The 11517-nt window shown below is 68.1% G+C and carries 12 protein-coding genes; 3 read left to right on the top strand and 9 right to left on the bottom strand.

All coding sequences use genetic code 11. The annotated features are described in order from the left end of the window. Nucleotides 1-2533, bottom strand: a 2533-nt coding sequence (gene mobF, locus BST14_RS13265) for a MobF family relaxase (RefSeq protein ID WP_158085873.1), incomplete at its 3' end; no start/stop codon positions are given. A 287-nt stretch (nucleotides 2534-2820) separates the two neighbouring features. Between mobF and BST14_RS13260 the strand changes: the two genes are divergently transcribed. Both BST14_RS13260 and BST14_RS13255 read left to right on the top strand, forming a co-directional pair. Next, nucleotides 2821-3297, top strand: coding sequence for a hypothetical protein (locus BST14_RS13260; protein ID WP_083064885.1), 477 nt, complete (start codon nucleotides 2821-2823; stop codon nucleotides 3295-3297). 114 nt (nucleotides 3298-3411) lie between these two features. Continuing rightward, the gene (locus BST14_RS13255) at nucleotides 3412-3906 is read left to right on the top strand and encodes a hypothetical protein (protein WP_438502158.1); all 495 of its coding nucleotides are present in this window, start codon (nucleotides 3412-3414) and stop codon (nucleotides 3904-3906) included. Nucleotides 3907-4187: 281 nt separating this feature from the next. On the opposite strand, the gene BST14_RS13250 is transcribed toward BST14_RS13255, so the two are convergent. The 4 genes from BST14_RS13250 to BST14_RS13235 form a co-directional block, all read right to left on the bottom strand. After that, nucleotides 4188-5231, bottom strand: coding sequence for a DUF932 domain-containing protein (locus tag BST14_RS13250; protein ID WP_083064883.1), 1044 nt, complete (start codon nucleotides 5229-5231; stop codon nucleotides 4188-4190). A 436-nt stretch (nucleotides 5232-5667) separates the two neighbouring features. Beyond that, complete coding sequence (locus BST14_RS13245; protein WP_083064882.1) at nucleotides 5668-6624, bottom strand: DUF4192 domain-containing protein; 957 nt, start codon at nucleotides 6622-6624, stop codon at nucleotides 5668-5670. Between the two features lie 457 nt (nucleotides 6625-7081). Next, nucleotides 7082-7477, bottom strand: a complete 396-nt coding sequence (locus BST14_RS13240) for a hypothetical protein (RefSeq protein WP_083064881.1) — start codon at nucleotides 7475-7477, stop codon at nucleotides 7082-7084. Between the two features lie 422 nt (nucleotides 7478-7899). After that, nucleotides 7900-8355, bottom strand: a complete 456-nt coding sequence (locus BST14_RS13235; RefSeq protein WP_083064880.1) for a hypothetical protein — start codon at nucleotides 8353-8355, stop codon at nucleotides 7900-7902. 513 nt (nucleotides 8356-8868) lie between these two features. Between BST14_RS13235 and BST14_RS30070 the strand changes: the two genes are divergently transcribed. Then, nucleotides 8869-9024: a hypothetical protein gene (locus BST14_RS30070; protein WP_158085872.1), complete on the top strand. Its 156-nt coding sequence runs from the start codon at nucleotides 8869-8871 to the stop codon at nucleotides 9022-9024. Here BST14_RS30070 and BST14_RS13230 read toward each other — a convergent pair. From BST14_RS13230 to BST14_RS13220, 4 genes are read right to left on the bottom strand one after another with little or no spacing between them, the layout of a single operon-like run. Continuing rightward, the gene (locus tag BST14_RS13230; RefSeq protein WP_083064879.1) at nucleotides 9000-9719 is read right to left on the bottom strand and encodes a chymotrypsin family serine protease; all 720 of its coding nucleotides are present in this window, start codon (nucleotides 9717-9719) and stop codon (nucleotides 9000-9002) included. The two genes, BST14_RS30070 and BST14_RS13230, sit on opposite strands and share 25 nt — an antisense overlap. 21 nt (nucleotides 9720-9740) lie before the next feature. Next, nucleotides 9741-9911, bottom strand: a complete 171-nt coding sequence (locus BST14_RS29515; RefSeq protein ID WP_142279390.1) for an amidohydrolase — start codon at nucleotides 9909-9911, stop codon at nucleotides 9741-9743. Continuing rightward, entirely contained in the window at nucleotides 9908-11200 is a 1293-nt protein-coding gene (locus BST14_RS13225) for a toprim domain-containing protein (RefSeq protein WP_083064878.1), read from the bottom strand. The genes BST14_RS29515 and BST14_RS13225 overlap by 4 nt, the downstream gene beginning before the upstream one ends. Then, entirely contained in the window at nucleotides 11200-11493 is a 294-nt protein-coding gene (locus BST14_RS13220) for a hypothetical protein (RefSeq protein ID WP_083064877.1), read from the bottom strand. Before BST14_RS13220 ends, BST14_RS13225 begins: the two co-directional genes overlap by 1 nt. Between the last annotated feature and the right edge of the window lie 24 nt (nucleotides 11494-11517).

Here is an 11517-nt window from a genome sequence, read left to right as displayed (position 1 = left end):
GGGTGAGCCGGTCGAGGCGGGCGCGTTCGTTGAGTTGGGCGACGAGGTCGTTGGTGGGGGCCAGCAGGATGGAGTCGCGGCCGGCGGCGCGGTCGGCGGCCCAGGCTTGGAATGCCATGTCGGCGGCGGTCTGGTCGGCGCCGACATGCACCCGGTGGTGGTCGATGTAGAAGCCGATTCCGGCAGGGTCACCGGCGCGGATGGCCAGGCTGGCGGCGGCTTCGGCTTTCCCGGTTTCGGGGTGGGTGAAGCGCACGACGGTGCTCAAGGTGACGGTGTCGTGGCGCTCGGCCAGGTCGCGCAGGACGCCGCCGGCCGAAACCGACGCCAGTTGTTGGTCGTCGCCGATCAGGCGCACGCTGGCTCCGCGTGCCAGGGCGTGGGCGATGAGGGTGGCGAGGTCCGCGGTGGAGGCCATGCCGGCTTCGTCGACGATGAGCAGGGTGTCCGAACTGATGCGGTCGAACCATGCTCGGGCGGGGTCATCGGCGGGTGCGGGGGTGACGGTGCTGGTGTCGGTGAGTTGGTTGAGTTTGGCGATGGTGTCGGTGGGGGAGGCGAGGTCTTGGGCGAGGACTTCGGCCGCGCCGGCGGTGGGGGCCAGGCCGATGACGGTGCCGCCACTGTTGCGCCAGGCGGCCGCCAGGGCGGCCATGGCGGTGGTTTTGCCGGTGCCGGCCGGTGCGAGCGCGAGCTGGAGGCGGGCACCGGAAGTGGCCATGTCGCGCACCAGGGCGACTTGTCCTTGGTTGAGTGTTAGGCCGTGGTTGGCGTGGGTTTCGGCCAGGGCTAAACCGATGTTGATGTCATCGACGGTGCGCCCGTCGCGCGTGGTGGCGGCGGCCAGGATGCGCCGTTCGGCGGCCATGATGGCGGCACTGGTGTAGACGGTGGTGTCGTGGCGGGTGTAGACGCTGGCGCCGTCGCGGCGGCGCAGCACGGCGGGCTCGTTTTTGTCCGTATCAGCGTCGGTCGTCAAGGTGATGCTGTGTGCGCCAAGGGCGCTCGCCACGATGCGGTTGACGAGCTCGGGGCCGCCGGGGTGGTTGGCATAGCGCAGCGCTCGTTGGGCTTGGGCGCGCACGTGGTTGACCGTCCAGGTGGCCCGGGTTTGGGCGACGGTGGCGATGACCGCCGCGGCCTGCTCACTGATCCATTTTTCGGTGATTTCGACTTGTTGTGCGACGACCTGATTGGTGGCGTCGACGATCATGGCGGTCAGGGCGCGCTGGCTGCCCAGCACCTCGACGGCCTGCACGCGCCACACGTGGCGCTGCTCGGCCAGCGAGCGCGGTTCGTGTTTGGCTTGCCGAGTTTCCAAGGTGGCCTGCTGCGACAACGCCAGCATCTCCACCATGGTCGGTTCACGCCCGTGCGCGGTTTGGAATTGCTTGGCCAGCTGGCCGACGCGATGGTCAATGGCCGCGCTGCGTGAGGAGTATTTTTCGATCAATTCGGTGGGGATGCCGGCGATTTCGCGCACCGGCCGTTTACCCGGTTTGGCATCGGTTTCGGCGAACCGGACACCGAGTTGTGCGGTGAGCAGGGCTTCGATGCGGGTGTTGTACAACTCCGATGCGGCGACGGTGGCGTGGTGTAGCGGGGTGCCATCTAACGCCAGCCAGCGCGGGATGCCATCGGCGCCAACGGCTTGCACTTTGTTGCTGATCACCAGGTGGGTGTGCAGGTTAGGGTCCCCGGCGCGGGAGTCGCGGTGATCGAAGGCCGCCGCGGTCAATCCGGTGGTGTTGACCTGGGCGACACCGTGGGCTCCGATGCGGGAAAACGCGGCGTTGTCTTCGAGAAATTCCAGGGTTTCGGCCACGGCGTGGTGGTGGCATTCCTCGATCGCCCGCGCGATCGGTGTCGGCGCGATCGCCCACAGCGCCGACACCGATTTGACCGGGGTGAATGTCAGGTCATAGCCGGCCACCGCGGTGGTGGCCGCACGCGAATTGCGGGCGATGAACCCCGACAGTTCCCGGTCATCGGCGGGGGGTCGGGCGTAGCTTTCGGCGAACATTTGGCGCCCGAGTGCGGTGCGAATGCGGGCGCGGATGTCGGCGGCGAGGGTGGCGTGCTCGTCGTTGCCCACGGTGGTGTTGTAGTCGCGGTAGGCCTGGCGCAGCCGGGTGACGAACTGGTTTTCGCTGTTGTTGATGGCAAACGGCCGGCCCAGCCGCGCGGCCGCGATCGCGCCGGCCTGGGCGAGGCCAAATCCGCTGAGATGCCGGGTGATTCGGTCGGCGTTGGGGTGTAAGCCTTCACCGAAGAGGGCTTTCATTTGGTCTTCGCTGACTTGTGATCCGTGCGGGACCGCCCACAGGTCGGCGACCAGCGGGTCTGAGGCATCCCGGGCGATGGGCTGCCCGAGTGCGGGCAGGCCGCGGCCCATCCAGGTGCCCGGAGTTTCACCCTTGGCGCTGTAGTAATCCGAAAGGCTAGGGCGCCCACGGTCGGTCGCATCCGAGGCGGCGACTTGGCGGATCAGGTACATGTAGCCGTCGCCAGCGGTCAGTTTGTGTAGGCCCATCACCGCGGCATCACCACAAATTCGACTCTGACATCGCCTCGGGCGTTACGCGACGGCCGTGGGCAGAAAAATCGCTGCGGTTAGCCGCCCTAACGATCGGCCGTTAGCAAACCGTGACCTGAGTGCAAGAGGTGTGATGTTTGGTGAGGCGGTGAAGTTAGGGTGCCCTAAGTGCTGTTTGGCTGGGGTGGTGACTGGTCGGGTCCGGGCTTGGTGAGGGGCTCGGTCGGGAAACTTTTTGGGTTCGGGTGCGGCGTAACGGGTTTGAGGGTCTTAGCGTGTGGTCCATGGGAAACAAGGCGATAAGCAAGGAAGCGCGCCGGGCGGCGCGCGAGGCGGCCGCGGCCGCGCAGGCGGAGCTGGCGCGGCGCACGCGGGCCAACGTCGAGGATTTGGCGCGGTTTTTTTCCGCGCGCGAACGCGCCGACGGTGTTGATGAGTGGTTCGCCGAGCGCCTGCAGGCGCTGCGCGAGCAGGCGGCGCAGCGGCGCGGCGAACAGCGGATGCAGTGTGGTCTGGCGTTGCGGGCAATGCGGGATCGCGGTGAGAGCCTACGGGAGGTCGCGCGGATGGCCGGTGTGGCCGAAAAGACTGCGCGGGAATTGATCCGCGAGGCGGACGCGGCGACCGACGCGACAGAAGCGGTCCCGCCGGCGCCGGAGGCGGGCGGGCCGGCGGGACCGCCTGAGGGCGTATGGCAGACGGAGGAGGCCGAGTTGGCCAAGACGTCCGGCGAGCGGCTGCAAGCCGCGTCGCGGGTGTGACCGACCGATGTCGGTGGTGTCGGTGATGACGAACGCCAGGAGGGACCAACCGGGTTCCGGGACTTCGAAAAGCATCGGGATCTATGGGGGGCGTCGCAACCACTACGGCTGCTGGTGGATCGGCGTTTGCATGCCGAGGAGTTACGCCGTTTTGAGGACAACGTGGTGCGGGGGCCAGGAGACGATGATTGCGCGATCTGGACGGGCGCGGTCGGTGGTGATGGCTACGGGCGGTTTTGGGCGCGCCGCGGCGGCTCGCGGATCATGGTCCGCGCCAACCGGTATGCGTTGGCGGCGGCTCTGGACGGTGAGGTGCTGGAGACGTGGGTGCGGGCGCTGCACGGCTGCGACAATCCGCCGTGTGTGCGGGTGAGCACACCGGCAAACAGCGGTCTGCTACATGTGGTGGGCGGAACGCAGCGCGACAACATGCTGAGGATGGCGCGCGCCCGCCGCGGCGGCGGGCGGGTGGCGGTGCGCCGCGGCGACAACGGCATTAAGGCGTGGCGGGCACGCGCGGTAGCGTTGCGCGACGCGGTCCGAAATGGTTGGGACAGTGAGGCGGTGGCGGCCGCGCTGCTCGGCTCACCGGAACCGGTACTGTGCTGAGGATCGGTGCTCTCACAACCCGCACGGTCGGCGTCCACCGGTGAGGGGTCTGGCGGGCCGGTGGCAAACCCGTGTCGACCGCTTCGACCACAGGCCTGCTCTGATGTCCGTTGTTCGCGCCGGGGCGCCCTGTTTGGTGCGTGTGACGCACGTCGGTTTACCTTCGTTGCCGGAGGGCCGGCGCGCGCCTGGCGGAGCGCCGGGGCCGGAAGAAAAAAAGGGGGGCCCGGCCAACCCCCTCTGGTGGGCAGCTGGCCGGGCCCCGATGCGGTGTGGCGCGGTTACAGGGTTTGCAGCATCCGGAACGCTTGGGCCTTCAGCGATTGGGTGCTGCCGGCGGCGCTGATGTTGCGCAGCGCGCGGGCCTCACTGGCGGCGCCGGCGGTGCGTGCGCCGCGGACCGGCACGATGTGATCCAGGAACTCGGTCACCGCGTTGTAGGCCGCCCAGCGAGTCCCTGCGATCGGGGCGATTGTCGGTGAGGACGTCCACAGTTTCACGATCCCGGCGGCCCGCTCGCGGCGGTGCCGCGCGGTGGCCTCACTACCGGCCGAATCGACCTCCAGGAGGGCGTTGGCGAAAACGCGGACCTGATCGGTGTCCATCGCCTCGGCGTACAGTTTCGCCGCTTCGGTTTCGAATGCCTCGATGTAGCGCCAGCTCAGTTTGAGCGCGGTGCGCGCCTCGTGGATCGAGGTATGCGCCCCGCCGGTGTGGCGGATGGCGAAACTGGCTTTGGCCGAACCGATCGCGGCGCTTTGGGTGTTGGCGCACACGATGCGTACCGGTGTGACGAGGAACCGAAACGCCGACGAACCGTCGTGAGAGTTCAGGGCCGCAAGGTAGAAGTCGGTGCGGTCCTTGGTCCCGTCGATGCCGTCGAACACCATGGAGTTCGGCAGCTTCATGGTGACGAACGTTTCGCGGCCGCCGCGCAGGGCGCCGGCGGTTTCGAAGTGGGCGCCGCTTTCGTCAACGAGGGCGTCGAGCAGCTCGCATGAGGCCTCGTTTTGGACAGGCTCGTACTTGCCGCCGACCACGCCCAGAACGTCGAGCGCACCGTTGATGGGGTTGGTGCGCACGGTGGCGTAGAAGTCCGGCACTTGCAACGGTGGCGTTGTGGTCACTCCGTCGTCGTGAAGGACGGGCCGTTGGGGGACCTGTAGCGCCATCTTGCGGACGTTCCAGCCGGCCAGGTGCGCAGCATCGAGAGCTTGGCGCGCCGTCATGGTGTGGCCGACTGATTGGCCGAGGCGGTGCCAGGCATCGCTGCGCGAGTTCGCGAAGGAGACCTGTCCGTCGGTGGTGTCGAGTTCGTGTGCCATGGGTGGTTCTCCGTTCCGGGAAGGTGATTGGTTGCGCCGGTTAGCGCTGGGTGTTGGGGGACCGGCGGGGTGGCGGTGTCAACCCCGAAGAGGCCGGCGGATAAGCAGGAGGCGGATTTTCGGCCCGGCGAGCCCGGTGCGCAGCGCCTGGGGCGAGCTGTCATAGGGCCGCAAAATGCCGTCGGTGCCGCACGGGCGCAGCGGCAGCCGGCCGTCAGGCCGGCGAGAGCGTAGAACGGGCGAGCCCGCCGGGCGTGGGTTGATGCCGTCGGGGTCCCTGTCGGTCAGACTTGGCACCCTGCTGACGGCTTAAAAGGGTGAGGGGCTACGGATTTCGGCCGCCGTCAGGTGGCCGGTCCGGCCCACTCACCGGAAGAAAAAAGGGGGCCCGGCCAACTCCTCCATGGTGGGGGAGCTAGCGGGGCCCCGGCAGGGACTAATCCTGCTGGGGTTTGGATGCGCGGTCGGCGATGATCTGGCGGATCTGGTGCGGCGGTATGCCCGCTTGCAGCGCGCTGGACAACAGCACGGCCAGCCGGGGCGGCGCGGTGTCGATCGCCTGGGCTTCCTCGAGCGCGATGTCGGTGGCGATGCCGGCACGCACCGCGTCGCCGAGTAGGCAGTAGCAGACGGCGGCGACGGTAAGGGCTTCGGCGCGGGGCGCGCCGCGCAGGCGGCGCGCGATGTGGGTCCACAGATCGGCTGCGGCCTGTGGGTGGTCGAGAGCTACGGCGAGCATGGCGTCGCGGACCGCGGGCTGCGCGGTGATGACGATGCCGGCCCGCGTGGGCAGGGTTCGGCTGATGGGATATCCGTTGAGGGCGTCGTTGATCTCTTCGGCCGTGGTGGTGACGAGCTCACCTTGGTCGCCGAGGGCGACCGGCGGTGCGGGCTCGATCGGGGCGAATTCTGCCTCGATGTCGCTGCGCCCGCGCGAGATTCGGTCGCCGGCCAGGATGCGCTGTGTGGTGACCAGCGCGTCGGTGTAGGGATAGGTGGGCCCGTGGGCGCCGGAGTCGGGGTCAATCCATTGGCCTTCGGTGGTGACGTCGCGGGTCATGATGCGCCGGATGACCGGGATGTCGGCGTTGTCGAGGGCGTGGCGCAGGGTGTCGAGCACGGTGCGGGCATGCTGGTCGAATCGCTCGTCGCACACGGCGAGCAGGATCGCGGCGTGATTGTCGGCTGGCCGCAGGTTGCAGGTGGCCGGGAAGTTCGCGGCGTGCGCGGCGGTGACGGTGATATCGAAGCGGATCGCGCAGCGCACGATCAGCTCGTCGGTGGGGACGCGGTGCAGCATGTAGACCACGACGCTGTTGGTGGGGGCAAACCCGAGCAGCGCTGCCGCGGCGGCGACAACATCGGCGGGAGTGCGCAGGGAGGTTTTGGGCATGGTGGTTCTCCGTTCCGGGAAGGTGATTGGTTGCGCCGGTTAGCGCTGGGTGTTGGGGGACCGGCGGGGTGGCGGTGTCAACCCCGAAGAGGCCGGCGGATAAGCAGGAGGCGGATTTTCGGCCCGGCGAGCCCGGTGCGCAGCGCCTGGGGCGAGCTGTCATAGGGCCGCAAAATGCCGTCGGTGCCGCACGGGCGCAGCGGCAGCCGGCCGTCAGGCCGGCGAGAGCGTAGAACGGGCGAGCCCGCCGGGCGTGGGTTGATGCCGTCGGGGTCCCTGTCGGTCAGACTTGGCACCCTGCTGACGGCTTAAAAGGGTGAGGGGCTACGGATTTCGGCCGCCGTCAGGTGGCCGGTCCGGCCCACTCACCGGAAGAAAAAAGGGGGCCCGGCCAACTCCTCCATGGTGGGGGAGCTAGCCGGGCCCTTGGTTGTGGGCGCGCGGGCAATGCGCCGTGTCAGGATCGATGTCGTGAGGTGACGGCGTGCGGCGGGCATCCCATCACCGCCATCGGGTCACGGCGCTCGCCGAATTGTCTGGTGTCGGCGGGCTTTTGTTCAGTCAGACCGAGCCGCGCCGCGACACGGAAAATCGTCCGCGCGGTCGTGAAGAGGCGCCAGGCGAGGAGGTCCGCCTCGACGCGACCGTACATGCGCCGGACCGCTTCGTCGCGGTCTGCTCCGCGCAGGCGCAATCGTAGGCCGTCGTGGGCAACCTGCAGCACGGCGAGTTCGTCGATGTCGTCGACGGGTGGCGGTGATTGTGTGGCCATCAGGGCGAGCTGCTGTAGGGCTTCGGCCTGGCTGGTCGGGTCGTGATCGCTGATAGCCCATTGGTCGAGTTGTGCGGTCATAGTGTTCTCCGTTCTGGTTGGTGACCGGGCTGGGTGTCGGTCGGTGCAGGTGTCGGGGAACCGGTGGGGTGGCGGGGTCAACCCCAACGAGTCCAGCCCGGGCGCAGGCGGGTTTTCGGCCCGGGCTCGGCGGCGCGCAGCGCCCTGGCGAGCTGGCGTTGGGCCGAAAACGGTCACTCGGTACGCCGAGGCCGGGCCGGGCGTGGGTTGATGCCGTCGGGGTCCCTGTCGGTCAGACTTGGCACCCTGCTGACGTCTTAAAAGGTTGAGGGGCTACGGATTTCGGCCGCCGTTAGGTGGCCGGTCCGGCGGTCGCGCGGGGCGCCCCGCCGCCCACTGACCGGAAGAAAAAGGGGGGCCTGGCTAAACCGGGGATGCGCGCCTGGCCGGGTCCGCGAGGTGCTGCGGACCCGGCCAGGCGGCTAGGTGGCTTCGGCGGCGAGGATCTGGTCGACGAGCTCGGCGATGCTGTCTGAGGCAGCGCGCACTCCGCCGGCAGTTAGCGTCCAGATCGGCTCGTCTCCGACGCCGGCGGTGATGATGTAGGTGCGGTGCCCGGTGGCGCGGAACGACCAGGTGCCGGGGATGGCGTGGAACATCAGGTCGCCGGCTTGGACCTTGACGATGCGCGGCTGGGGGTCGGTGTCGAGGTCGGCTGAGGTGACCTCGACTGCGGCGGCGGTCTGGCCGCTGTCTTTGTAGGTGGCCAGCAGTGTGAGCTTGTGGCCCGCACCGCTGCTGTAGGTGTGACGGCTGGTGAGCAGGAGGTCCTCGCCGTGGTTCTGGTGCTCGATGGTGGTGATGCCGTATTGCTGCAGCTGCAGGCGGTCGACGGCGTTGTCGAGAAGTTCGAATGCAAGGTCGAATTCGTGGTCCATGGTGTTCTCCGTTTCGGATAGTGCTGAGTGCGCCGGTTAGCGCTGGGGTTGCGGGGAATCGGGTGAGGGTGGCCCGTCAACCCCGAAGAGTCCGGTGGTGGTGCCGGCGGATTTGTGGCCCGCGAGCGGGAGCGAGCTGATAGGGCCGCAAATGTCCTCGGCCGCCGGCGCCGGCGACGGGCGCGGGTTGACGGGTCGGGCCCCCGGCCGATTACGATTCGGACCCCTGCTGACTGGTTTATTGGTGAGGGGCTACGGGTTTGGCGGCCACCGGTAGGTGGCCGGTCCGGCGCTCGCGCGGGACGCGCCGCCGCCACCAGTGCGGAAGAAAAAGGGGGCCCGGCCAACCCTGCATGGTGGGGAGTTGGCCGGGTCCGATGCGAGTGGTGCTAAGCGGCGCGATAGTCGCTGCGGATCGGGGGCCCGGCCAACTCCGGGTGCTGCAAGCGCTGACGCCAAATCGCGATGCAGTGAGGGTCGCTGTGGCCGCCGCATCGCGGGTAGCCTAAGAACGTGATGGAAACGGCGGTGCTACAGGAGCTCGTGGAATCGGATCGTATTCCGACACCGGTGATCGACTGGCTGGTGAACGGTCACTGGTCCACGCCGGTGCTGGCTTGTGATGTGTCGTATCCTCACGCCGATTACTCGGGACTGCTGGAGTTTTGACCAAGACGGCCGGGTCCGTTTAGGGCGCGAAGTCCGCTCGATAGTGAGGCAAAGCGGCCGTACTCTTGGCCGCCCGCGGTCGTTTTCTCCCCTAGCCAAATCCCGATGATTTGCGGGAATCCGTGCAGGGTCCGCGTCCACACCGGGCCTCCGGAGTCACCGGGGACGCTGGGCGGCATGCCAGTGGTCAGGTATTGGTCTTCACCTTGGCTGGCGGCGATTTGACGGCAATGCTGGCCACTGGAAACACCGATCCGGCAGACGGTTTCGCCGATTTGGGGCTCGGGGTGGTCACCGGTGAAGGGCATGTGGTTGTCGACGATGAATGCTGACGCCAAGGAGTTGGTGCTGAAGTCGATCAGTGCATAGTCCGCGCCGCCGTTGCGCGGGGGCTCGAACACGGTGCGCACGAAGTCTCCGGTGAGCCTGCTTCGCTGGTCTCGCGCATAACCTGATGCCGGGTTGGCGCGGCAGTGCCCGGCGGTGATGGCGTAGGTGTGGAAGTCGACGCCGGTGTAGACGTAGCCGATCGTGCAGAACTGGTTGCCGCCGGCGGGGTTGATGTAGTCGACCTCTTCGCCGGGGCTGACGACGGTCAGTGCGGCGTGTGACGGAGGTGAGCCAGCCAGTGCCAGCGCTGCCGTGGTGAGCAGGCCTGAGACGATGGCTGCGAATCGGCGAGCTGCGGTGGGCATGGGTCGGTCACCTTTCAGGTTCTAGGCGGCCCGCGTGTGGCGCGGGCGGCGTTCGGAGCGCAGTTGCGCGCGGGCGGTTATGCTGTCGATCCAGGCACGAGCGGTGCTGGCCGCCGGCCCGGGCCGCCCTGCGGCCGCCGCGATGGCTGCGGCCGCGCGGTTGGTGATGGCGGTCTCGAAACGCGTTGTCATGCAGACTCCTTCAAACGGGCGGCGGTGGCGGGTTGAACTGGAGACCGACGAGTGTTCTGCCGGTAGTCGACGGTGAGCCGCTCGAGAATGCCCTCGACGGCGTGAGCGGCGGCGCGCACCACTGGTGACCGCTGCTGGTTGCTGTGGCGCTGCAGCTCTTGTTGGGTGTGTTGCACTGCGCGCAGCTGGTCGGCGGCTTCAGCGAGCCATCGCGCGGCGTTGCGTGCGCTGCCGGGCACCAGGCCGCGCCGGTCGTGGTGGGCGCGGGCTTCCCGTAGGGCGGTGTCGAAGCGGTCGGCGGCCCAGCGGGCCTTCGCGGCGGCGGCCAGGGCGTGCAGCTCGGCGGGGGTGATGGTGGCGAAACCTCCGAAGGGGTCGCTGCGGTCCCACAGACCGGCGTTGACATGGTCGGTGACGTCGGCTTTATCGACCTCGGTGGCCGGTATGAGCAGCACCACCTGGGCGGCGCTGGCGTGCAGACGTTCATGTAGGTTGATCGCCCGCTGATAGCCGGCGAGGTCCCGGTCGGCCACGATGGCGACGTTGAGTCCGGTGAATGCGTCGACCAGTGCGGCGGGGAAGTTGGCGGCCCCTTGGGCGTTGGTGGTGGCCAGGCGACCGAGCGAGGTAAGGGTGTCGGCGTCTTTCTCGCCCTCGGTGACCCATACCCATGCGCCTGTCTTGGCCGCGCTCTGAATTGCGTTGGGCCGATACAGCATCGGGGTGAATCCGTCCGGCTTGCGGTACACCCATTGGTGTGCGTCGCGGTAGCGCTGCCGGAACTGTTTGTGGGGTTGACCGGTGCAAGCGCATTCTTCGCGAATGACCTGCTGCACTGGTTCGCCGGAGGGGGTGAGGTAGGTGTAGACCCGGACCCGGCGCCACTGGTGCTCGGCGTGTTCGCGGGGCGCGGTGATACGCGCTGGCAATGGTCCTAATCCGGGAACTCGTCGGGCCGCCTTCGGTTGTGCGGCGCGCGTCCAGCCTTGCCCGGTTGCGGGGGCAGGGTTGTCGAACAGATCGGCCAGGCGCAGACCGAGGGCGCCGGCGATGTCGGCGGCGGGGGCCTGGCAGCTAAAGCAGTGCAGCAGGACCGCCCCGCCCCGGCCGGCGCGGGTGTTTTTGCGACACCCAACCGATAGTGAGGGTGAGTGGTCGGTGTGCAGGGGGCAGCTGGCCATGAACGCTTCCCCGCCGCGGGGGCGGATGCTGTGCCCTGCTGCTTGCAGAGCGTCGCGCATGTGGTCCAAAGCGGTTCCGGGTCGGGGGGTTTGGTATGTGCTGGCCATTACGGAGTCTCCTGGTCGATGACCGTGTGCACCACGGCGTAGGCCGCGCGGGTGTTGCGGATGCTGTCGTCGAGGAAGGTGGCGACATCGCGTCCGTCACGGCCGTCCACAAACTCGGCGTCGTAGATGGTGTTACTGCGCAACTGCTCAAGACTGCTCGCGGCCTTCTGCAGGGCTTTCACGGCGGCCGACAGGTGGGCAAGCAAATGGCTTCGCGTTTCACCGATTTGCTCGAAGCGGTTCAGTTCGGCGAACTCGGCAACTGCTTGCTCCAGTGCGGCGTCGGTGTACATGGGGGGTGAGTCCTTTCGGTCAGG

This window comes from Mycobacterium arosiense ATCC BAA-1401 = DSM 45069 (assembly GCF_002086125.1).
In the GTDB taxonomy this organism is placed as follows: Bacteria; Actinomycetota; Actinomycetes; order Mycobacteriales; family Mycobacteriaceae; genus Mycobacterium; species Mycobacterium arosiense.
This window is presented reverse-complemented; position numbering and strand designations above follow the sequence as displayed.